The 21,635-nt window shown below is 37.3% G+C and carries 22 protein-coding genes and 1 pseudogene; 6 read left to right on the top strand and 17 right to left on the bottom strand.

Annotated features, from left to right (window positions below):
• Positions 1 to 12: 12 nt before the first annotated feature.
• Positions 13 to 1,200, bottom strand: coding sequence for a CAP domain-containing protein (locus MHI22_RS20840; protein ID WP_036125317.1), 1,188 nt, complete (start codon positions 1,198 to 1,200; stop codon positions 13 to 15).
• Positions 1,201 to 1,347: 147 nt separating this feature from the next.
• On the opposite strand from MHI22_RS20840, the gene MHI22_RS20835 reads away from it, so the two are divergent.
• Together MHI22_RS20835 and ytvI are read left to right on the top strand one after the other, a co-directional pair.
• Positions 1,348 to 1,749, top strand: coding sequence for a YugN family protein (locus MHI22_RS20835; protein ID WP_051891699.1), 402 nt, complete (start codon positions 1,348 to 1,350; stop codon positions 1,747 to 1,749).
• Between the two features lie 147 nt (positions 1,750 to 1,896).
• Complete coding sequence (gene ytvI / locus MHI22_RS20830) at positions 1,897 to 2,955, top strand: sporulation integral membrane protein YtvI (RefSeq protein WP_080717108.1); 1,059 nt, start codon at positions 1,897 to 1,899, stop codon at positions 2,953 to 2,955.
• Positions 2,956 to 2,973: 18 nt separating this feature from the next.
• Here the strand turns inward: ytvI and MHI22_RS20825 are convergent, their stop codons facing one another.
• From MHI22_RS20825 to cyoE, 7 genes are all read right to left on the bottom strand, one after another.
• Positions 2,974 to 3,435 (bottom strand): DUF420 domain-containing protein, encoded by a 462-nt coding sequence (locus tag MHI22_RS20825; RefSeq protein ID WP_036125319.1) that lies wholly within the window; start codon positions 3,433 to 3,435, stop codon positions 2,974 to 2,976.
• Positions 3,436 to 3,475: 40 nt separating this feature from the next.
• Positions 3,476 to 4,399: a cytochrome c oxidase assembly factor CtaG gene (gene ctaG, locus MHI22_RS20820; protein ID WP_036125321.1), complete on the bottom strand. Its 924-nt coding sequence runs from the start codon at positions 4,397 to 4,399 to the stop codon at positions 3,476 to 3,478.
• Positions 4,400 to 4,580: 181 nt separating this feature from the next.
• The gene (locus MHI22_RS20815; RefSeq protein WP_036125323.1) at positions 4,581 to 4,925 is read right to left on the bottom strand and encodes a cytochrome C oxidase subunit IV family protein; all 345 of its coding nucleotides are present in this window, start codon (positions 4,923 to 4,925) and stop codon (positions 4,581 to 4,583) included.
• On the bottom strand, positions 4,925 to 5,551 hold the full coding sequence (locus MHI22_RS20810) for a cytochrome c oxidase subunit 3 (RefSeq protein ID WP_036125326.1): 627 nt from the start codon (positions 5,549 to 5,551) through the stop codon (positions 4,925 to 4,927). The genes MHI22_RS20815 and MHI22_RS20810 overlap by 1 nt, the downstream gene beginning before the upstream one ends.
• On the bottom strand, positions 5,551 to 7,434 hold the full coding sequence (gene ctaD, locus MHI22_RS20805) for a cytochrome c oxidase subunit I (protein WP_036125328.1): 1,884 nt from the start codon (positions 7,432 to 7,434) through the stop codon (positions 5,551 to 5,553). The genes MHI22_RS20810 and ctaD overlap by 1 nt, the downstream gene beginning before the upstream one ends.
• Before the next feature lie 40 nt (positions 7,435 to 7,474).
• Positions 7,475 to 8,563 (bottom strand): cytochrome c oxidase subunit II, encoded by a 1,089-nt coding sequence (coxB, locus tag MHI22_RS20800; protein ID WP_036125330.1) that lies wholly within the window; start codon positions 8,561 to 8,563, stop codon positions 7,475 to 7,477.
• Positions 8,564 to 8,662: 99 nt separating this feature from the next.
• Positions 8,663 to 9,580 (bottom strand): heme o synthase, encoded by a 918-nt coding sequence (cyoE, locus tag MHI22_RS20795; RefSeq protein WP_036125331.1) that lies wholly within the window; start codon positions 9,578 to 9,580, stop codon positions 8,663 to 8,665.
• 336 nt (positions 9,581 to 9,916) lie between these two features.
• Between cyoE and MHI22_RS20790 the strand changes: the two genes are divergently transcribed.
• Entirely contained in the window at positions 9,917 to 10,840 is a 924-nt protein-coding gene (locus MHI22_RS20790) for a COX15/CtaA family protein (RefSeq protein ID WP_036125337.1), read from the top strand.
• Between the two features lie 54 nt (positions 10,841 to 10,894).
• Here MHI22_RS20790 and MHI22_RS20785 read toward each other — a convergent pair whose 3' ends face one another.
• The 5 genes from MHI22_RS20785 to MHI22_RS20765 form a co-directional block, all read right to left on the bottom strand.
• Positions 10,895 to 11,083 (bottom strand): hypothetical protein, encoded by a 189-nt coding sequence (locus MHI22_RS20785; protein ID WP_036125343.1) that lies wholly within the window; start codon positions 11,081 to 11,083, stop codon positions 10,895 to 10,897.
• Complete coding sequence (locus MHI22_RS20780; RefSeq protein WP_340812627.1) at positions 11,076 to 11,696, bottom strand: TetR/AcrR family transcriptional regulator; 621 nt, start codon at positions 11,694 to 11,696, stop codon at positions 11,076 to 11,078. Before MHI22_RS20780 ends, MHI22_RS20785 begins: the two co-directional genes overlap by 8 nt.
• A gap of 131 nt (positions 11,697 to 11,827) precedes the next feature.
• Entirely contained in the window at positions 11,828 to 15,262 is a 3,435-nt protein-coding gene (pyc, locus tag MHI22_RS20775) for a pyruvate carboxylase (RefSeq protein ID WP_340812626.1), read from the bottom strand.
• A gap of 12 nt (positions 15,263 to 15,274) precedes the next feature.
• The gene (locus MHI22_RS20770) at positions 15,275 to 16,456 is read right to left on the bottom strand and encodes an FtsW/RodA/SpoVE family cell cycle protein (RefSeq protein WP_101966399.1); all 1,182 of its coding nucleotides are present in this window, start codon (positions 16,454 to 16,456) and stop codon (positions 15,275 to 15,277) included.
• 60 nt (positions 16,457 to 16,516) lie between these two features.
• The gene (locus MHI22_RS20765) at positions 16,517 to 16,798 is read right to left on the bottom strand and encodes a YlaN family protein (protein ID WP_036125355.1); all 282 of its coding nucleotides are present in this window, start codon (positions 16,796 to 16,798) and stop codon (positions 16,517 to 16,519) included.
• 182 nt (positions 16,799 to 16,980) lie between these two features.
• On the opposite strand from MHI22_RS20765, the gene MHI22_RS20760 reads away from it, so the two are divergent.
• From MHI22_RS20760 to MHI22_RS20750, 3 genes and pseudogenes are all read left to right on the top strand, one after another.
• Positions 16,981 to 17,481, top strand: coding sequence for a hypothetical protein (locus MHI22_RS20760; protein WP_036125357.1), 501 nt, complete (start codon positions 16,981 to 16,983; stop codon positions 17,479 to 17,481).
• Between the two features lie 11 nt (positions 17,482 to 17,492).
• Complete coding sequence (locus tag MHI22_RS20755) at positions 17,493 to 17,696, top strand: YlaI family protein (RefSeq protein ID WP_036125360.1); 204 nt, start codon at positions 17,493 to 17,495, stop codon at positions 17,694 to 17,696.
• A gap of 444 nt (positions 17,697 to 18,140) precedes the next feature.
• Positions 18,141 to 18,353: pseudogene (locus tag MHI22_RS20750) on the top strand (IS5/IS1182 family transposase); the annotation flags it as partial.
• 91 nt (positions 18,354 to 18,444) lie between these two features.
• Here MHI22_RS20750 and MHI22_RS20745 read toward each other — a convergent pair.
• The 4 genes from MHI22_RS20745 to MHI22_RS20730 form a co-directional block, all read right to left on the bottom strand.
• Positions 18,445 to 19,239, bottom strand: a complete 795-nt coding sequence (locus MHI22_RS20745) for an ABC transporter permease (protein WP_340812625.1) — start codon at positions 19,237 to 19,239, stop codon at positions 18,445 to 18,447.
• Positions 19,232 to 19,999, bottom strand: coding sequence for an ABC transporter ATP-binding protein (locus MHI22_RS20740; RefSeq protein ID WP_340812624.1), 768 nt, complete (start codon positions 19,997 to 19,999; stop codon positions 19,232 to 19,234). The genes MHI22_RS20745 and MHI22_RS20740 overlap by 8 nt, the downstream gene beginning before the upstream one ends.
• A gap of 1 nt (position 20,000) precedes the next feature.
• A complete protein-coding gene (locus MHI22_RS20735; protein ID WP_058843452.1) occupies positions 20,001 to 20,993 on the bottom strand; it encodes an ABC transporter substrate-binding protein in 993 nt (330 codons plus the stop codon).
• A gap of 238 nt (positions 20,994 to 21,231) precedes the next feature.
• Entirely contained in the window at positions 21,232 to 21,630 is a 399-nt protein-coding gene (locus MHI22_RS20730; RefSeq protein ID WP_036125369.1) for a YlaH-like family protein, read from the bottom strand.
• Between the last annotated feature and the right edge of the window lie 5 nt (positions 21,631 to 21,635).

The following is a 21,635-nucleotide window of genomic DNA, read 5'->3' as shown; positions in this document are numbered from 1 at the left end:
GATATTCTGTTGTTAGGATGAGGAGGATTGCTCTGTATTCTCTACAGGGTCCTCACTATCTGGTTCTTTATTTCTCTGTTCTTCGTTATCCTGTTCTTCAATATCTTGTTTTTTTCTATCTTGCTCTTCACTATCCATCGTCTGTGCAGTAGGCTCTATATAGATTTGTGTATAATAATCTACGAAAGCACCGGAACCAACGCGTGTATATCGATCATCCAATAACACCTTCCTATGTTCAGGCGAATTTGTCCAACCATGCATAGCTTCTATCGCATCAAAATAAGCAGTGGCAAGATTTTCATTCGCTGCACTATAGTCGATGTCATGTGCCTGTAATCTCTTTTTTAAATCTCCATTAGTTGGAGACTCATGTGATAAGAAATTTTGCACCTTCATATCTTCACTATGCATTTTTGCAGCTTCTTCTAATGATTCATCCATTGCTAAAGGTGGTAATTCATGATGTACCCTCGTAACATTTAAGAGATCATCAAGCTGTTTGGCGCTAGCTACATCGATTTCTTGCTGCAAAAATGAAGACGGTGGCGTACGTCTCACTAGTTCACCTTGATAACTCATTTCATATGGTTGATGAAGGACAAGTGTTTCACTGTCTGTATAACGTATTCCCTGTAGCTCACTTGTCTCCCTATCTATATAAAGCTGTGCATAAAGGCCATCAAATTTGACAAGCAACCTTGTTTGCATATCTTCTTCACTCATCGAGAAAATGAAAATATTTTCTCCCACAGTGGCCGCTACCTCGTAATCAATAATCGTCATACGGTATATTTCATCGCGTTTTTGTCCAACTTTAAAAGGAAATGCATCGATTTCTTGTCCAGCTATGTAAACTTGCGTTACAATATTATTTTCAACACCAATCATAAAAAACGTAGCAACATCTTTATTGTAGACCCACCATTGATAGCCAAATGAAGACGGTTCTTTTCTCGTTGGTTCCCCATATTGCTCTAAAACGGTTTGAATGCCTTTTCCTACCAAAGTTGATATGCCTGTTTGAGGACGTGTCATTGCTCCTACAGCAGACTGTTGCTTTAGTTGTGTTTGAGGTATTATATTAGAATTGGTATTTGGTCCTTCTAACGGCTCATTTTCCTGCGGGGTATTGAAAAACATAAAGCCAATTAATGCAATTGCGCCACAAACCATTAAAATGCGGAATAAAGCTTTCATACAGGACTCCTTTTCATCACCATTATTGTAAGTTATTATATCAATTGTAATTGGGTTGACACAATGTTGTCATTGCAACAATGTCGAATATGCTCTATTATAAAAATGAGCGTATACTTTGTACGAGAACCTAAAGGAGGACTATACATGTATTTTGAAAATACTAACCTTGAAAATTTAACAGCTGATCAAGAGCTAATTGTCAGCATTATGAAAAAGCATGGTTTAGAATGTGATGGCGGTTGGGATTACGAACGTATGACATTCGATAAACGTTTCGATACTCGTGAAGGTCGCTATTACCTACGCGTATTCGCATATGCCATTTCTGGTGATGTAGGTGCACACGATGCCATCCTTACGTTAATGAAACCAGCCCTAGGTAAATACTATTACCCACATGGTGTTGAATATGGGGATGATGAAGTTTACCCAGCACATCTTGTAACAAAATGTGAAGAAATCTTAAAAAAGGTTAAATTAGAATTAGATCAATTCTCAATTGAGCCAACAAATAAAAATAACTTCGAACCTGTTAACGCACGCTAATCTTTAATAAACTAAAGTGACAGCAAGTATAGCGTAAGTAGCTTCATTTTATGAAAAGACTGGTGGTCCAGTCTTTTTTTATTTTGAGTAAAAAAATTTTTTCTCCTCATACTACCTATATCTATTACATGGATGTAGGTGAGAAAAATGTTATCTTTTTTTAATCGTCCTTTTTTTCGGCATCCCATAATCGTCATAGCGATTGGGCTTCTGCTTCTCTGGTTCATTTCTATATCGTTACCAATCCTCCTTGCCTACTTAACCGCGTTACTTTTAGAACCGATTATTGTTCGAATGTGCAAACGGTTTCGAAAAAAACGTAAAATAGTTGTTTTCATCTTTTTTTTATTTTTTCTCAGTATCTCTTTATTATTATGTACACTTATACTCTATATAAGCTGGAAACAATTTTCTTCTTTTATCATCGATATTCCTGAGTACCTTAATCAACTATCGGCCTTATGGATTCAAATGCAATCCAAGCTCAGTAACTACACCTATCATTTACCTGTAGAACTCGTTTTACAAATTCAATTCATGATTGAAAATGCTTTAGCCTCTATAGAAAAATTCGCCATATCCTTAACAAATGTGAATGTATTGTCTACTTTACTAACATATATCCCCTCCCTTTTATTTGATGTTTTTGTTTATTGGATTGTCTTGTATATGTTGCTCTTAGATTTGCCAGCCATTAATCGTAAATTATTAATGCCCTTTCCTTTTCACTATCATCAAAAAATCATTTTTATTGGGCAGCGCGTTAAACTAGCCTTATTCGGCTTTTTAAAAGCACAATTGCTTGTTGGTGCTAGTATCTTTGCGATATCCTTCGCAGCATTTTATTATTTAAAAACGCCATTTCCCATACTGTTAGCTTTATCACTCGTTGTATTAGATTTTATCCCTTTTCTCGATTCATTTATCCTTTTAGTCCCATGGGCCATTTATCAAGTATTTGCAGGCGACTATATATATGCTGTCGTTCTAACGTTACTAAATGTGGGGCAATTTCTAGTCCGCAGAATGATTGAACCAAAAATTATTGGTGATAAAATTGGCCTTTCCTCCTTAAATACCTTCATTGCCATGTTTATCGGCTTTAAAATATTTGGTTTTCTTGGGATATTAATAGGCCCTTTACTTGTTGTAGTGATACTTTCTATATTTCAACCAACTACAAAAAATCTCCCACCTTTACAATAATAAAGAGGGAGATTTTTTTTAAAACCCTAAAATGGCTTTAATAACGGATGTTGTTTCACCTGGTTCAAATAAAATATATAGCAATAAATAAACAAGTACACCAGTGATGGCAACAAAGAACCAAATAATACTTGTGATTGGTCCAATACGTCTGTGTAACTTAATATTTGTTTTCAAACCCGAAATAATGCTAACGATACCAAACACGGCTCCAGATGTCGCCAAAATAATATGGAAAATCAAAAAGAACGTATAATATGGTTTTAAATGTTCTCCACCGCCAAAAGCCGTATTTCCAATAAAGATTGTACGGGATGCATAGATAATAAAGAATATAAGTGCCGCAACACCTGCAGCAAGCATTACTTTCTTATGCCCCTCTACATTTCTTTTTATAATTAAGCCCCATCCTATCGCTACTAGTACAGCACTAATGACGATAAACGATGTACTAATAGTAGGCAAAATTTGCAATTCCATTGTCAAAACCCCTTATACAAAGTAAATTTCTATATTACAATTAATGTTGCTGTTGACTTTCCCATTTTTTTTGGTGTGCAGCTAATGCATCAGCCGTAATTTTATCTGGATCTTTTTGTTCAGAACGATACCATCTCGTAAAGATTGTCCCAATTAATACACCAAAAATAAGCTCTTGTAAGATTTTCATTAATACGCCACCTAATTGCTGGTCTGCAACAGGTTTCATGTCTGTAAACAGCTCTGGTCCTGATAATGATAAGCCTGATAATGTAGAGGCTGGTACACACAGCTCCATTGCTTTTAACCAGGCATCACCATTTGTATATGTCTCATACATTGCATTAGGAGCAAAAATGATTAATCCACAAGCAGGTGTAATTAACACAGCATTTGCAATAATATAGGCTAATTTATGCAAAGGCTTCATTTTAGCACTATTAGGCATATTTTGAATTAAAGGCCAGTACATAAAAATAGCTGAAAGAAATAATACAAATGTATAGGTACCATGTAATGTTTCATTTAATTTAATGTAATCTAATACTGAAGGCAAATGATAGAAGGAAAATAGACCAATAAACACAAAGACTGCAACAACTGGTAATGTCAGTACTTTAAACAACGTTCTAACAACCGGTGCTTCAATCGCAACTTTCCAAACCCACCAAGGGATTCCTTTAATTAAGAAAATCGGAACAAGCAATAATAAGATCGCCATTTGAACCATATGCATGGTAAACATAATGTGAGCCATTAAATCAACTGGAGAACCTTTAATGATATAAATAGTAATCATGGCTAACACGAAATAAATGGCTTCTCCCTTTTTCAAAGGTTCACTTACTTTAAAATCATTACGCCACTTTACTGTGACTAAAAAATAGATAATCGTTATAAAAACAAGAACTCCTATTAAATAGGGACTCCACAATGCTTGGAAACCAAATATACTAAGTGGCATATAGAACGCACTCCTTTAAACTTCAGTACTCCTATTATAAAACGCTTACAGCTATACTGCAATGAACGAAAGGTGAACAAATGTTAAGTTTAACAGTGTTTGTCTCTTTTTGAAACCTTCACAACTTTAAAACATAAGAAAAAGCACGTTCGTACAAATAACGAACGTGCTCTTTTGGTGATTACCACCAAATGATTGTTAAAAATGCTAAGAAGAATGTAAATGCGATTAACATCCCCATCCACATGAAGAAGCCAATAACACCACCAAAGTGTGTTTTTTTGTCCTCTAAGTGCATGAAAGAATAAAGCTGAAGTACAACTTGAACACCAGCCAATAATAATACGAATGGCATGATTAAGTATTTAGAAAAATCAGCTGCAACTACTGCGAATGCGATAAACGTAAAGAAAATCATGATCGCAAAGTTGATTACTTGTTTACGCATATGAACGGCATTATGATGACGATCATACTCATACTGTGCCTGTGACTTAGCAACTATAGGTGTATCGTGTGAAGACATTATCCGATCACTCCCATCAAGTAAACTACTGTAAAGATAAATACCCAAACAACGTCAATAAAGTGCCAATATAAAGCAGCTACGAAAAATTTAGGTGCATTGTACAAGTTTAAACCACGTTTCGCATTACGGATCATTAAAGTTGCAATCCATACAAGTCCTAAAGTTACGTGGAAACCGTGTGTACCAACTAAAGAATAGAACGCAGTTGCGAATGCAGATTGGTTAAATGTAAAACCAAGGTGCACATAGTGTTGGAATTCATAGATTTCAAGTGCTAAGAATCCAAGACCTAAAGCTAAAGTAATGGCTAACCAAGTTTGCATCCCTTTAAAGTTAAAGTTACGCATATGGTAAATTGCATAAACAGAAGTTAGTGATGATGTTAATAATAACATCGTCATAGCAAATGCTAATGGTAATTCAAATAAACCTTGAGTTGTGAACTCCATGCCAGCTGGCCCTTTGTTCTTAAGCGCTAAATAAGTAGCGAATAAACTTGCGAAAAGTACAACTTCACAGGCAAGGAAAATCCAGAAACCAACGACTTTATTTTTACCTTCCATCGTAGCTTGTTCAGGATGATCTGGCCAAGTATGAGGAGTAAATTTAGTATTGAAATCCATTATTTATTTCCTCCTTTGCCGTAAAGATGTTCTTCAATTTCAAGAATTTCTTCTTTGTGTAAGTGGAAACCATGATCGTCTTTAACTGAACGAACAATCATCGCCCCAAATGTAATAGCTAAACCAATGATTAATACATAGATAGACCATGGTTTATCTGCATCTGGATTGTAAAGTGCACCGAATGCTGCAATAAACATACCTAATGAAATAACGAATGGAATCGCTGAGTTATTTGGCATATGAATATCACCGATTGGCTCAGCAAATGTCACTTCTTTATTACCTTCTTGTTTTTCAATCCACCATGGATCTAAACCACGTACAAGTGGCGTTTGACGGAAGTTGTAGAATGGAATTGGTTGTGGAATTGACCATTCTAAAGTACGTCCATCGCCCCATGGGTCGCGACCTGCTGGCTTGCCTTTAATAGACATTAAGCAGTTGATTACCATTAAGATAACCCCAACACCCATCATTAATGCACCGATTGTAGAGATATAGTTGAACTGATCCCAACCTTGACCTTCCATGTAAGTGAATACACGACGTGGCATACCCATTAAACCTAAGAAGTGTTGAACGAAGAACGTTAAATGGAATCCAATAAAGAATACCCAGAAAGTAATTTTACCAAGCGTTTCGTTTAACATACGGTTGAAGAAAATTGGCCAGTAGAAGTGCGCTGAACCAAATAATGCTGTAACGATACCACCAACGATTACGTAGTGGAAGTGAGCAACGATAAAGTAAGAATCGTGTAATTGATAGTCGAGAGGTGCAGATGCTTGCATTACCCCTGTAACACCACCCGCAACGAATGACGGGATGAAACCAAGTGCATAAAGCATTGGTGTTGTAACTTTAATAGATCCGCCCCAAATAGTTAAGATCCAGTTGAATACTTTCATACCTGTTGGAACCGCGATTGCCATTGTTGCAACAGCGAAGATTGCGTTTGCTGTTGGCCCAAGACCAACTGTAAACATATGGTGAGCCCAAACCATGAACCCTAGGAAACCAATTAAAATTGTTGCGAATACCATTGAAGAGTATCCGAATAAACGTTTACGAGAGAACGCTGGAATAATCTCAGAGAATAAACCGAACGCCGGTAATACTAAGATATAAACCTCTGGGTGTCCGAAGATCCAGAATAAGTGCTCCCAAATTACTGTGTTACCACCCATTGTATGGTCAAAGAAGTTACCACCGAACATACGGTCGAATAACATCATTAATAAACCAATTGTTAATGGAGGGAATGCGAATAAAATTAATGCACTTGATACAAGAGCTGTCCATGTGAATAATGGCATACGCATGAATGTCATACCAGGAGCACGCATTGTAATGATCGTAACGATGAAGTTAAGACCTGAAATTAATGTACCTGCCCCTGAAATTTGTAAACCAAGAACATAGAAGTCAATACCATGTCCTGGAGAATATAAAGATAATGATGCATAAGAAGTCCAGCCCGCATCAGGAGCGCCACCCATAAAGAATGACAGGTGAAGGAATACAGCACCTAGGAAGAATAACCAGAACCCTAAAGAGTTAAGGAACGGGAATGCAACGTCACGCGCACCAATTTGTAATGGTACAAGCATGTTCATAAATGCGAATAGTAATGGAGTAGCAGCTAGGAATAACATTGTTGTTCCGTGCATTGTTAATAATTCATTGAAAAAACCAGCTGACACGAAATCGTTATTTGGTTTCATTAACTGAATACGCATTAATAACGCTTCAAAACCAGCGATAGCGAAGAACAATGTGCCGGCTAATAAATACATGACTGCTAACTTTTTATGGTCAACAGTAGTAATGTAATCCCAGACAGTTGCTCCAAAGCCCTTTTTCTGTGTGTATGAGCTCACAACTTTTACCTCCCTCAAAATTTGTTACATAGAACGAAATTTATTTTTCAACTGATAAGCTCATGATATAAGTTGCAAGAGCTTCAATTTCTTCATCAGATAAATCACCGTAAATAGGCGCAGTGCCTTCAGCGTTCATCATTAAGTTACCTGGTTTAAATTCCTCTGGGTTTTTAATCCAAGCTTTTAAGTTTTCTTCATTGTGTTCTAAGAAACCAGCAACACGGTTACGGTCACCAAACGTAGTTAAGTTTGGACCTGGTGTACCGCCTGCTCCTGAACCTGAGATAGCGTGACAGCCTAAGCAGCTGTTAGCAAAAGTTGCTTCACCAAGATCTGTTGAAGCTTTGTCAGCAATTTGTCCTTCTGTTGCTTTCATTGCATCAACCCATGCGTCAAATGCATCTGGGCTTAATGCTTTTACTTTAAAGTCCATTAATGCATGTGAAGGTCCACATAATTCAGCACATTTTCCATAAAATACGCCATCTTTAAGATCTTTAGATTCTTTATCAAATACTAAGTAGAATTTGTTTAAGTTTTCTACGTTTGTATCCATTTTACCGCCTACAGCAGGAATCCAGAATGAGTGCTTAACATCGGCAGCTTTTAAATTAAAGTAAACCTTTTCACCTGTTGGTACTACTAGCTCTTGAGCCGTTACGATACCTTGGTTAGGGTATTCGAATTCCCACCAGTATAATTTTGCTGTTACATTGATCGTTAGGGCAGTTTTATTCCCTTCTTCATCTACCTCATCCATTGCAGCAACATCTGCAAATTTATAAGTAGTTGTAACAACTGGTACAGCGATAATTAATAATAAAATAATCGGTATAACTGTCCAAATCACTTCTAATGTGTGACTACCCTCTACTTGCTTAGGGATAACATTTTCACCAACGCGTGAACGACGGTATTTTAGGAATGCAAGTAAATAAATAACGGATACGATTACTACTACTAGCGTCATAATTATAGTAGTTAACAGTAATAAATTTAATTGTTGTTTACCTACTTCTCCAGATGGTTTTAGTGTAGAAAGATAATCTTCACCACAACCTGAAAGGAAAACCATCATCACTGCTAGAAGTGAAAAAAGACGCCATTTTTTAAGCCCTTTCATCATGCTTAATTAAACCCCTCTTTCTTTGTTGTATTTTCATGTGTTCCTAGGACATTAGTTCTGTCTATATGAATTCTTAAAAAAAAGAAAGAATTCCTAACTTTAGCTAAACAGCGCAAATATTATGATGGCTACAAATAGTATGGTCATATGATTCAACGAATAAATAAACATTTTATTTGCCCACTTCATATCATCTTTTGTTGTAAAGCCTTTCAGAGCTAGTATTAACCAACCCAAATTCAATGCAGTGGCAAGAGTTAAAAAGCCAATTCCAAGCTCTGGTAAAAGGAAAGGTAACGGTAATAATAAAAGAATCCAGAATAACATTGAGTACTTTGTACGTTTAAATCCCTTTACTACAGGTAGCATTGGTATTTTAGCTGCACGATATTCCTCCGTACGTTTCATAGCAAGCGCATAAAAATGTGGTGGCTGCCATGCAAACATAATAAGAAATAAGGCAAGTGCTCCTAGACCTAAAGCAGGTTCAACCGCTGCAAATCCAATAACCGGAGGTATAGCCCCTGAAATACTTCCTACAACCGTGTTACTAACATGCTTCCTCTTTGACCACATTGAATACAGAACGACATAAGCAAATATTCCTGCTAGTCCCCACATGCCGGCTGCAAACGATGCCGCAAATAACAAAATTTCACCTACAATTAAAAATGAGAGGGCAATGGTCAATACAAAATTCGGCTTGAATCTGCCAGTCACTGTCGGTCTTGCTTTTGTTCTTTTCATGATAGGATCAATATCCTGATCAATGAAGTTATTCATTGCACCTGAGCCACCAATGATTAATGCCGCACCCAGCATGGTGTAGAATATAACATCAAGCTCTTGCAAGAAATGTCTACTAGTAAACTGAAAAGCCAGCCACATCCCTGTAAACGTTGTGACAAGATTCGAGTTAACGATGCCAATTTTTATTAGTGCTAAGAAATCTTTTACAACAGATGTTGTTTCTGGGCCAGTATTTCTAGTAGCCGCCAGTGTACGACCGTTTGACATAATACCTCTCCTTTCATTTTTGTAAGCATATTCCGCTAACAATAACTATAGCGAAATTTGCGATTGATTTCTAGACATTAAGTGAAATTTAGATGAAGTTGTAAAAATTAGTTTTGTCTAGAAATATAAATAAAAACAACATATCTATAGTAAAACATTTTCTAAAATGAATTGTGAAGGTTAAAGCACGAAATTATGAACAATTTGTGAAATGGATTCGACATCTATTACTCCCTTCTCTTTACAAGTTGTTTTTTATACGTATTTTCGATATTATCTAGTAGCAGAAACATTACGCTCTTGTAATGTTGATAGATAAAGTAGGTGACTCATTTTATGCAACACAACAGGTATTTAAAGTGGTTTGCTGTTGCCGCTACAGTAGGGATGCTCCTTATATTACTAGGTGGGGCTCTCGTTACCAAAACAGATAGTGGCTTAGGCTGTGGTCGAAACTGGCCTGATTGTAATGGATCTCTTATTCCAAAGGAGATTACACCAGAAGTCCTGATTGAATTTTCACATCGTCTTGTAACTGGAGTCGTATCTATTTCAATTCTTGTGTTAACCATTTGGACATGGCGTAAACTCGGACATATTCGTGAAGTAAAGCTATTAGGTTTCTTAGCGATGTTTTTCTTAATCGCACAAGCTCTTATTGGAGCAGCTCAAGTATTATGGGGACAAGGTGATTTCATCCTTGCACTTCATTTTGGGATTTCTCTTATTTCCTTTGCTGCGGTTCTTCTTCTTTCTATGATTGTATTTGAGGTCGATCGAAAATTTGATGCCGATAACGTATTTATTGGTAAAAAGTTACGTTGGCATACAATTGCTGTCACAATTTATTCTTATTTAGTTGTTTATACAGGGGCGTTAGTTCGTCATACAGATTCGAGCTTAATTTGTCCTGACTGGCCATTTTGCTATAATGAAACACCTTTCGCACTACCGAATAACATGTACGAGTGGGTGCAAATGGGACATCGACTAGCTGTTCTTATTATTTTCATTTGGATTGCATACATAACTTGGCACGCTGTGAAAGAATATAAAAATCAACGTGTTATTTACTATGGATGGGTTATTGCCTTTACTATAGTAGTTTTACAAGTGATTGCTGGTATGTTAGTAGTCCTCACTAGACTGAATTTAACAGTCGCTTTACTGCATTCATTATTCATTTCCCTTTTATTCGGTCTATTATGCTACATGATCATGTTAGTTGCTCGTAGTAATTATAATGAAAAAAAGAAATAGGCTATCAAAAAAGATTCGCCACCTATTATGTGACGAATCTTTTTTCTATGATTCTTATTTTTGTTTCTTCAAGGTCTCCGTTCCTATAATTCCTACAATTAAAATAATCATAGATACTAGCGCATAGTCTTTAAAAAATGTTGTAAAAGGAATATCGAAATATCGACAAATAACCGTTACAAGACGACCTCCTAATAGAATTAAACCAATGACAAACATCCAATTAAATAGTGCTTTAAGCATTTTTATGTCCCTCTACTTTCATTGCTGTCCACATAATCTTAATTACTTCTTGACTATATTCCTCTGCCTCAACCGAAATCGGTCCTCCTATTAGCATATATTCACCAATAGCACCTTGAATCACTTTTGCCATCACCTGGACAGAGTCAACAGTAAATGTCCCCTGTTCTTTACCATCCTCTAATATTTTACATAAAGCCTTCAATAAAGGATCTTCACCATCATCCGAAATTTTATAATAAGGAACATCTTCAGCTGTACGAGCATTGAATATAATTTCTAATAATGCCGCATTCTCCTTCGGATGTGTCGCTTGATAAGCAATACTTGCCTCTATGAAATTTGCCAATTGTGTAGCTGGATCATCGGCAGCATATGTTTTTGTCAAAATAAATGTTGCGGATTGTTCAAGTAACGCTTGCAGACTTTGGTCGATCAAATCTTGACGATCTGCAAAATGGTATGAAATTAATGCTGTACTGATAGTAGCCCGTTTAGCAATTTGTGCTAAACTTGCCTTGACATAACCAATATCATCTAGCGTCGTTATAGTTGCTGCAATAATTTGTTGCTTTCTAGCTTCCTGAATAAACGTGTTTTTATGGCTACCCATAGATCCTCCTTTTGATTAATTAATTATTTTTTTGATTACTTAATCAAATTTTAAAGGATTTAATGTCTAAATACAATGAAAAAGGTTATGTAGATACTCAAATAGCATCTCATAACCTTTTTCATGATTATTTATTCAATTTCAATCAATAAATCCCCTGTTGAAATGGCATCCCCTGCACTTGCATAAACCTCTTTCACAACGCCGTCTTTCGGTGCTTGAACGGTTGTTTCCATTTTCATTGCTTCTGTGATTAATAGGTGGTCACCGCGTTTAACTGGACTACCTTTGGAAACAACGACTTTTAACACAGTACCTGGCATTGTAGCACCAATTTGATTTGGATTGCTTGGATCTGCTTTTAAAGCTAGATTACCATCTACCTCTACAGTCATATCTTGAATAACCAATTCACGAGATTGTCCGTTTAGCTCGAAGTACAGAACACGCGTCCCATTGTGCTGAGGTTCACCAATGGAAACAAGTTTAATAATTAACGTTTTTCCTTTTTCGATTTCAACTTCAATAATTTCCCCTAGCTTTAAGCCATATAGGAATGTAGGTGTGTCTAGAACCGAAATATTGCCGAAGGATTCTTCCGTTTTCGCGTACTCTTCAAAGACTTTTGGATAGAGTGCATAGGCTAATACATCCTTTTTCGTAACAGGACGATTTAACTTATCCTCCAGTACAGTCTCTAATTGTTCAAACTGAATAGGCTCTAATAACTCTCCTGGACGAACTGTAATTGCTTGGCGGTCTTTGAGCACAACCTGCTGTAGTGCCTCTGGGAATCCGCCATGTGGCTGTCCAAGATAGCCTTGGAAGAATTCAATAACAGAATCTGGGAAATCAATCGTTTGCCCTCGAGTTAGCACTGTGTTTTCATCTAAATCATTTTGCACCATGAAAAGTGCCATGTCGCCTACCACTTTGGAAGATGGTGTTACTTTAACAATATCACCAAATAGTAGATTTACACGGGAATACATATGTTTTACTTCTTCCCAACGATCGCCAAGACCCACTGCTTTTGCTTGCTGCTGTAAGTTACTATATTGTCCACCAGGCATCTCATGCACATAAATTTCAGAATGTGGGCTGATCATACCACTTTCAAAATCTTTATAGTATTTACGTACATCTTCCCAGTAGTACGATAATTTCTCTAAAGCATCTATATCCGCACGTACCTCGCGTTTACCGCCCTTCATCGCATAGTACAAAGAGTTTGCACTTGGCTGAGATGTTAAGCCAGCCATAGAGCCAAGAGCTGTATCAATGATATCTACTCCTGCTTCAATGGCTTTCGCATATAAATAAATCCCGTTACCACTTGTGTCATGTGTATGCAAGTGGATTGGCAGACTTGTCGTCTCTTTTAACTCGGAAATTAAACGATAAGCTGCTTCTGGCTTCAATAGACCCGCCATATCTTTAATCGCTAAAATATGGGCACCTGCTGCTTCAAGCTCTTTCGCCATATCTTTATAATATTGCACCGAATATTTGGCACGACTGTCGTCCAGAATATCTCCTGTGTAGCAAACCGCTGCTTCCGCAATTTTTCCAGATTGACGCGCTGCATCAATAGCTACTTCCATGCCTTTAATCCAGTTCAAGCTATCAAAAATGCGGAAGACATCAATGCCTGATGCTGCCGATTCGGCGATAAATTCACGGATTAAATTGTCAGGATAGTTCGTATAACCAACAGCATTGGCTCCACGCAATAACATTTGGAATAACACATTTGGCACTTGCTCACGTAGTTTGGCTAAACGCTCCCACGGGTCTTCTTTCAAGAAACGATAGGCTACATCAAATGTTGCCCCACCCCACATTTCCAGCGAGAATAGTTGATGTATCATACGAGCTGTTGCATCAGCAATTTGATACATATCCTGTGATCGAACACGTGTAGCGAGCAGGGATTGATGAGCATCACGGAATGTTGTATCTGTTAGCAGAACATCATCCTGTGCTAAAATCCATTGTACTAAGCCATCTGCCCCTTGTGTGTCTAAAATTTGCTTTGTACCTGCTGGTGGCACAATAAGTGGATCGATTTTAGGTATGTTCGGTCGCACAAAAATGGGCTTAGATTTTTTCTCTACTCCAGGGAAGCCGTTTAATGTAACATTCCCAATATAGCTTAGCAGCTTAGTTCCTCGGTCCTTTCGAACAGGGAATTCAAATAACTCTGGTGTTGTATCAATAAAGCTTGTATCAAAAGCACCTGATAAAAATTTTTCATGTGTGACGACATTATTTAAAAACGGGATATTTGTTTTGACACCACGAATACGGAATTCTTTTAAATTACGATCCATTTTCGCAGCAGCTTCTTTAAAGTTCATGCCTGATGTTGAGATTTTCACTAGTAAAGAATCATAGTATGGTGTAACGACAGCACCTTGGAATCCATTCCCTGCATCTAAACGCACACCGAAACCGCCACTTGAACGGTAAACCATTAATTTTCCTGTATCCGGCATAAAGTCATTAGCAGGGTCTTCCGTTGTCACACGAGCCTGAATAGCATAGCCAATCATTGGCATATCCTCTTGCTTCGGCATATGAATTTCTTCACTGTGTAGACCATAGCCTGCTGCCACCTTAATTTGGGCATGGACAATATCGACACCTGTAATCATTTCTGTAATCGTATGTTCTACTTGAATGCGAGGGTTCACCTCGATGAAATAAAAATCTTCTCCTGCAACTAAAAATTCCACTGTCCCTGCATTTATGTACGAGACATTCTTCATTAATTTCACCGCAGCATCACAAATACGATTTCTTAACTCTTGTGAAATCGAATGGGATGGCGCAATCTCAACCACTTTTTGATGACGACGTTGAATCGAGCAATCACGTTCATATAAATGCACAATATTGCCCTGCTGATCGCCAATAATTTGTACTTCAATATGTTTTGGTTTGATGATGGCCTTTTCAACATACACCTCATCAGATCCAAAAGCAGCCTTTGCCTCTGATTTTGCCCTTTCATAAGAAGAAGCAAGCTCCTCTGGTGTATGCACAAGACGCATCCCACGCCCACCACCGCCAAGTGCCGCTTTAATCATAACTGGAAAGCCATAATCGTTAGCAAATGCCTCTACCTCTGCTAGATCGGCTACAGGACCATCTGTACCAGGAATAACAGGAATCTCAGCCGCAATAGCTTGCGAACGTGCTTTGACCTTATCCCCAAACATATCTAAATGCTGAGAAGTTGGTCCAATAAAGACAATCCCCTCTTCTTCACAGCGACGTGCAAATTCCACGTTTTCTGATAAAAAACCATACCCTGGATGAATCGCATCAACATCTGCATCTTTTGCGATGGCAATAATACCTTCAATATCTAAATAGGCATCAATTGGTTTCTTGCCAGCTCCCACTAAATAAGCTTCATCTGCTTTAAAGCGATGAAAGGCACCACTATCTTCCCTTGAATAGATGGCAACGGTTTGGATATTCAGCTCCGTACAGGCACGGAAAATACGAATTGCAATTTCTCCTCGATTGGCTACGAGAATTTTGTTGATTGATTCCATAGATATCCCCCTTTATGATTGTGTTTTTTTCCTCTCTACCTTTTCAAACATAGAAACATTGATTAATATTCCCATCGCTAAAGATAGAATGATTATAGATGTACCGCCATAGCTTATAAAAGGTAACGTTACACCGGTTAACGGGATTAACCCGGTTATCCCCCCAAGATTAATAAACGATTGCCAGCCTATCCAACTCGCAATACCAGCTGCAATCATGCGTGCCAACGGATCTTTTGTTCGTAATGCAATGGAAAAACCTTTATATACAATAAATCCTAAACCACCTAAGACAATTAAAACTCCCCATATTCCCAATTCCTCCATTATAATCGCCATTATAAAATCTGTTTGTGGTTCAGGTAAGTACCCTAATTTTTGAATCGATTGACCAAGACCACGTCCTTCTAAGCCACCTCCGCCAATGGCATAATAACTATTCACCACTTGGTGACCACTACCACTCTCATATTCAAACGGATTTAAATAAGATAGAATCCGTCCTTTACGGTTATCAGTCAGTAGTTCCCCCTTGAATAGCAAAAGGATACCAAGGATTGCTGTACCGAAGGCTACTAATACACCAAAGAACTTCCAAAATGTTTTAAAGGGAATGCCACTTGAAGCTACTACAGATACAGCTATTCCACACAGAATAATAACTGCTCCTAAGTCTGTTTCGAAAGCTACCCCAGCAACCACTAAAATCCATAGGAAAATGGGATAAAAAATTTCAGTTGGTTGTAGCTTTTCAAACGTATGTTTTTGCGCTTTTCTATAAAAAGCAGCTGCAAAATATAAAATAATAAATAGTTTCGCATATTCCGAAGGTTGAAAATTCCCTAATCCTGGAATAGCAATCCAACTCTGAGAGCCTACTTGATCTGCCCCGTGACCAAACAATTTTAACCATGTGAATAACACCGCTAGTATGATCGTTAGTAATAACATAATGTTCTTATTCGCATAATGCTTGTAGGGGAAAAAGGCTGCCACTATAAAACCAATAAATGCCACCAATAAATTGGTAACTTGTTTTTGATAAAAAAAATCAGGTGCTTGCTCTTTTTGCGCAATCGCTACCATCATACTTGAACTGTAAATCATTATTAACCCAAATAAACTTAATAATAGGACCGTAAAAAATAAGGGGTAATCAAAATTTTGTGCATATCTTTTTAAGTATTGTCTCATTAGAAAACCTCGTTCTAGTAAAAAAACTCAAAGCGCAAAGAAGCGTTTGAGTTTTTCTTTTTATTTGTCTGTATACGCGTCGTGCAACACAGACAGTTCCTTCTCGAGTGAATCGAGAATTTCTTTGCCTTTATCACGTTCAATCAGTCCAAGCTTCACAGCAAAATCGATTTCACGTGATAGGCCGAACATTTGTGTATCTAATACTTCCTCATATAAAGGGCATTGTGGCATTGTTAAATGATCCATTTGTACTCGAATAAGGCGAGCAATCTTGTCTGCATCAGCAACTAATAGCTCCAAAGCCTTCTCTTGAAAAGAAGTTTGTGATTTCGTATCCATGAGGACGCCCCCATTATCTGATATTTCTTCGATTCTATCTTAATAAAGTTTATCTTCTAGTCGTTAAAAATGCAAGTGTCTTCATTGGAAAATAGAGAATTCGGTTTATATTTCTTTATTATCTCTAGGCATTAGCGTTATACTATGTCATGGATATACAAGATTTAAGGAGGATTTCTATTATGGAAACAATAATTCCTATCACAGGTGCCGTCTCATACCAACTAACATTAGATCCCACTGTATGGATATTCGACGATCGTAAATTAGATTTAAACACTTACTTTACGACACAAAACATTGAGGAAGATTCTGACATCAAATATATGCGTGAGGTTGGTGCTCACTGGTCACGTGAAATTATGGAGGGGGCCACATTCCCACCTACATTAAAATCAGAGCGTAAATTTGACCGTAAAGGAATGGAAACAGGTACTTTTGGTATCCAATTAAGTCATTTCTTGAAGAATGCTGAAATTAAACCTGAAGCGACAAAAATCGTTTTAGAATGCAAAGATGGACAAGAATTTCCATTCACAATTGAAGAAGCTTCAACACTAATATTAAAATATAGCCAAGACGGCAAGCCTCTTTTAGAAGATGGCCCAATCCATGTATTATTAAAAGATGGTTCAAATATTGACAATCCTATTAAAAACATATCAGCCATTCGCGCTGAATAGGAGGGAATGCAATGCGCGTAAAATGCGTTATTTGCGATACGATTGATAATTTAGATGATAATCTGCCTTTAGCAAAGAAGTTACGTAATCGTCCAATTCATACGTATATGTGTACAATTTGTCATGATCGTATTAAAGAAAATACGTTTGCACGAATAGAAACGGGCAATTTCCGTTTTTATCGTACTTCACCTCAAATGGATAAAGAATTTTAACTAAATGACAGATTAAAAAGAGGTGCCTCAACTATAGAGACACCTCTCAGACTGAAGACAAACTCAAAAAAATCGAGCGTTTGCCTTCAGTCTTTTTTCTTTTACTTTCCACTACAGGCGGACGCTTTTCGTGGGCGGAGTCACTGCCATTCGTTCCAATCAACTTTTACATAAAGTACTCCATCTACATGTATTGATGAAAAGTAAACCTTTGTGGTGATAATCCATGAAGCAAACCAATAAACGTGAACAATTAGCGATTGATCCATTAATACCCAAAGTTTACTTAGTATGAATACTAGAGGCTGCTATCGATTGTCGTTTAACTTAGTAGAAAAACTCCCTTCAGCTTATGGACGTCCAAGTATGTTTTCTTACATTTATTCTATTTATCTTTGGCATTGGCTCCATGCCCAAACTATGAAAGAAACCGCATTCAATGTGGAATATTACCCAAATCCTTTGATTTGTATTAAGTGCCCTCGCCTAAGCCTTATTACAATGAATAAAAAGTAATAATCATCAGAAACTCATTCAACGTCCTATCGGGGAATCGTGGTAGCGGAAGTTGAATATTTACAACATCCTTATAATATTAAACAAATCTATGCAAAGCGCAGAGGAACCTTGAAGCATGTCTTTGCGAATGGAAAAAAAGGTATCAAAAATGACAAAAGGAATCGAGAAGTTCACACTCGATTCCTTTTGTCAACAGTCTGAGAAGTACCTCAACTATAGAGAACCTCTTTTATCCGTTATTTTTAATAATTATTTTTTCAACCAATTCAACTACTTGATACATAATGGTCGCAAAAAACGCAATGATCAGAAGCGACATGAGCACAAGGTTAAAATTAAATACTTGGAAGCCATAAATAATTAAATAACCAAGCCCTTTTGAAGCTACTAAAAATTCACCTACAATCACCCCTACCCATGATAAGCCAACATTAACTTTCAAAGTTGAAATAATCGTAGGAAATGAAGCTGGCAAAATTACTTCACGAAAGATTTGCCATCTAGTTGCCCCAAATGTTTGTAAGACCTTACTATAATTTGGATCGACACCTTTGAAAGCTGTATACACAACAATGGTTGTAATAATGATGGAAATCAATGCACCCATGGCGATAATGGAAAAATAGCCTGGTCCGAGCGCAACGATCAAAATAGGGCCAAGCGCAACTTTTGGCATCGCATTTAGAATTACTAAATAAGGGTCGAGAACCTTTGATAGTAGCGGAGACCACCACAATACTATAGCGATTAATGTTCCTAGTAAAGTACCAGCAATAAAACCAATCACCGTCTCCATTAATGTCACACCAACATGTAATGTTAATGTACCACCACTTACTTTTTCAATAAATGTATGCCAAACATGCGTCGGTGAGCTAAATATTAAACGATCAATCCACTCTAGTCTTGAAAGAAGCTCCCACCCACCAAAGAATAGCAGTAGAATGATAAGCTGATATAACCGTACAAAGCGTTTTTCTTTTTTTAGTAATTGCTGATATTGTTTAAATAATGTGTTATCCAAGACTCTCCAGCTCCTTCCAAATGGTTTGGAAAACATCTGTATAGGCTGGATGCTGTCTTACATCAAAGGGTGATAGCTCACGAAGAGCTTCAGGTATTTCAAACACTCTGTGCAATGCCCCGGGATTGGCTGAAAATAGAAAGACACGCTCACTCATCGCGATAGCCTCGCCAATATCATGTGTTACAAGAATAGCCGTCTTTTTATACGTTTTTAAGGTCTCCACAACTAAATCCTCAAGCTTTAATTTCGACTGATAATCCAAAGCGGAAAATGGTTCATCTAATAATAATATTTTTGGGTTTACGGCTAATGTGCGAGCAAGAGCCACACGCTGTCGCATACCTCCTGATAATTCTCGTGGATAATTATTCCCGACATATGGTAAGCCAATTTCCTGTAACAGTGCATTGGCTGTCACTTTATGTGTTTTATTGCTTCGTTCCATAATTTTTAAACCGATTGTTACATTTTCCTCAATGGTCTTCCACGGAAATAAATAATCTTGCTGAAGCATATAGCCAATGCTAGATTGATTATGTGCTGATAGCTCTTCACCATCTATATAGACCTTGCCTTCAGTTGCAGGAAATAATCCTGCAATAATTGATAATAATGTTGTTTTCCCACAGCCACTCGGTCCAATAAAGGACACAAATTCTCCTTCACGAATCGCTAGACTAATATCACGTAATACTTCCTTTGCCTGTGTGTTTGAAAAATAACTATGGTGAATGTTCTCCAGCTGTAAAAATTCCATATTACTCAGCAGCCTTTTTGGCAAAGGTTGTATTCACAAGTTTGTCATATTCCACTCGTTGAGGAAGTTCACCTGCTTCCTCCATAATTGTTTGCAAGTTATCCCACTCTCCTTCATCGAGAACTGGGTCAGTAGCATAAGAGCCCTGCGCTTTGTAACGCTCAATCACGGTTTCAATGATCGCTATATCGACATTTTCAAAATATGGCTGAATCATTTTTGCTACTTCTGCTGAACTCTCATTTTGTACAAAATCCTGTGCTCGTTGCAATGCATTTGTAAAAGCCTGAACCGTTTTCGCTTCATCCTTTAAATAACTACTTTTTGCCATAAAAGACGTGTAAGGAAGATTGCCAGACTCCGTTCCAAACGAAGCTACGATATAGCCTTTCCCCTCTTTCTCAAAGACGCTCGCAGTTGGTTCAAATAATTGTACATAGTCACCAGTACCTGAGGCAAAAGCAGTAGCAATATTGGCAAAATCAATATTTTGAATAAGTGTTAAATCATCTACAGGGTCAATGCCATGTTTTTTCAACACAAATTCTCCTGCCATTTGAGGCATACCGCCTTTACGTTGCCCCAAAAATGTTGAGCCCTTTAATTGATCCCACGAAAAATTATTCATTTTATCTCTTGCTACTAAAAAAGTACCGTCAGTTTGTGTTAACTGTGCAAAATTTTGAATGGGATCATTAGCACCTTGTAAAGTGACATAAATAGATGTCTCTGATCCAACTAAAGCAATATCAATCCCGTCTGACAGTAACGCCGTCATAGTTTTATCGCCACCTGCAATCGTTTGTAGCTCAACAGAAAGACCCTCCTCCTCGAAGAATCCTTTCTCAAGTGCTACATATTGTGGCGCATAAAAAATTGAACGAGTTACTTCTCCTACTTTGACTTTTTCTAGCTCTGCTTTATTACATGCTGTCAAAGAAAGGAGTAACAAAGCAATGACACCTAATAGCAAACCTTTTGTAAGCCCACGCATTCCCTTTCCTCCTTGATGTGATGAAAATAAGCCTATCGACATTAACTTATTCACATTAGAAGATTTCGGTGCCTACCAATTTATTTTGATTTAGCAATTATTTAGCGTCAGGTACATCAAATAATTTTTTTGAGAAGGCACTTTTCGAACAAGCTCGAGAATTGATACAAAAGAAAACAGCCTTAGCGTAATAATCGCTAAGACTGTATAAAAATTCTTATTATAAAATACATACTTGTTACTGATTGGTAGCTTGTTGCTCTTCTCTTTTTTCACGCCATAATCTTGTTTTATATACGATTAAAATTAAGGCTGCCACAATCAGACCCTCAATCATTGGCAAGAATAGGGCGAAAAACGTTAGCATGATACAACCTAAAAATAGGAACGCATAAATAATAATGTTTTGAGATAGTTTTAATTTCTTGGCAAAGCCTAACTTATAGACAATGGCAGAAAGTGCAAATACAAGAAGAAATACAACATAGCCTGCAATTTCATAGCTTGGTAAATTTTCGTATAAAAATCTAGTTATACCCGCCATTCTTCCATAAACTCTTGTTGTTTCATCGGAACTTGTCTGTGCAGCAACTTGAATAACATTTAGTTCACCCAATAAAGCGGACTTAATATCCAAGACTC

It is taken from the genome of Lysinibacillus sp. FSL L8-0312, assembly GCF_038003285.1.
Classification (GTDB): domain Bacteria; phylum Bacillota; class Bacilli; order Bacillales_A; family Planococcaceae; genus Lysinibacillus; species Lysinibacillus fusiformis_D.
Note: the sequence above shows the minus strand (reverse complement) of the source record. Positions and strands in the feature narration are given on the sequence as shown.

What these genes read in the sequence shown, in the direction of transcription:
- MHI22_RS20765 (WP_036125355.1), bottom strand. Translation starts at nt 16,798, where the DNA reads ATGGATACGAAATCACAAACTTCTTTTCAAGAGAAGGCTTTGGAGCTA.
- MHI22_RS20785 (WP_036125343.1), bottom strand. Translation starts at nt 11,083, where the DNA reads ATGCTTAAAGCACTATTTAATTGGATGTTTGTCATTGGTTTAATTCTA.
- MHI22_RS20755 (WP_036125360.1), top strand. Translation starts at nt 17,493, where the DNA reads ATGCGCGTAAAATGCGTTATTTGCGATACGATTGATAATTTAGATGAT.
- ctaG (WP_036125321.1), bottom strand. Translation starts at nt 4,399, where the DNA reads ATGCCACTTAGTATATTTGGTTTCCAAGCATTGTGGAGTCCCTATTTA.
- MHI22_RS20840 (WP_036125317.1), bottom strand. Translation starts at nt 1,200, where the DNA reads ATGAAAGCTTTATTCCGCATTTTAATGGTTTGTGGCGCAATTGCATTA.
- pyc (WP_340812626.1), bottom strand. Translation starts at nt 15,262, where the DNA reads ATGGAATCAATCAACAAAATTCTCGTAGCCAATCGAGGAGAAATTGCA.
- MHI22_RS20770 (WP_101966399.1), bottom strand. Translation starts at nt 16,456, where the DNA reads ATGAGACAATACTTAAAAAGATATGCACAAAATTTTGATTACCCCTTA.
- MHI22_RS20740 (WP_340812624.1), bottom strand. Translation starts at nt 19,999, where the DNA reads ATGGAATTTTTACAGCTGGAGAACATTCACCATAGTTATTTTTCAAAC.
- MHI22_RS20825 (WP_036125319.1), bottom strand. Translation starts at nt 3,435, where the DNA reads ATGGAATTGCAAATTTTGCCTACTATTAGTACATCGTTTATCGTCATT.
- MHI22_RS20815 (WP_036125323.1), bottom strand. Translation starts at nt 4,925, where the DNA reads ATGTCTTCACACGATACACCTATAGTTGCTAAGTCACAGGCACAGTAT.
- MHI22_RS20760 (WP_036125357.1), top strand. Translation starts at nt 16,981, where the DNA reads ATGGAAACAATAATTCCTATCACAGGTGCCGTCTCATACCAACTAACA.
- MHI22_RS20835 (WP_051891699.1), top strand. Translation starts at nt 1,348, where the DNA reads ATGTATTTTGAAAATACTAACCTTGAAAATTTAACAGCTGATCAAGAG.
- MHI22_RS20790 (WP_036125337.1), top strand. Translation starts at nt 9,917, where the DNA reads ATGCAACACAACAGGTATTTAAAGTGGTTTGCTGTTGCCGCTACAGTA.
- MHI22_RS20735 (WP_058843452.1), bottom strand. Translation starts at nt 20,993, where the DNA reads ATGCGTGGGCTTACAAAAGGTTTGCTATTAGGTGTCATTGCTTTGTTA.
- MHI22_RS20780 (WP_340812627.1), bottom strand. Translation starts at nt 11,696, where the DNA reads ATGGGTAGCCATAAAAACACGTTTATTCAGGAAGCTAGAAAGCAACAA.
- cyoE (WP_036125331.1), bottom strand. Translation starts at nt 9,580, where the DNA reads ATGTCAAACGGTCGTACACTGGCGGCTACTAGAAATACTGGCCCAGAA.
- coxB (WP_036125330.1), bottom strand. Translation starts at nt 8,563, where the DNA reads ATGATGAAAGGGCTTAAAAAATGGCGTCTTTTTTCACTTCTAGCAGTG.
- MHI22_RS20810 (WP_036125326.1), bottom strand. Translation starts at nt 5,551, where the DNA reads ATGGATTTCAATACTAAATTTACTCCTCATACTTGGCCAGATCATCCT.
- ytvI (WP_080717108.1), top strand. Translation starts at nt 1,897, where the DNA reads ATGTTATCTTTTTTTAATCGTCCTTTTTTTCGGCATCCCATAATCGTC.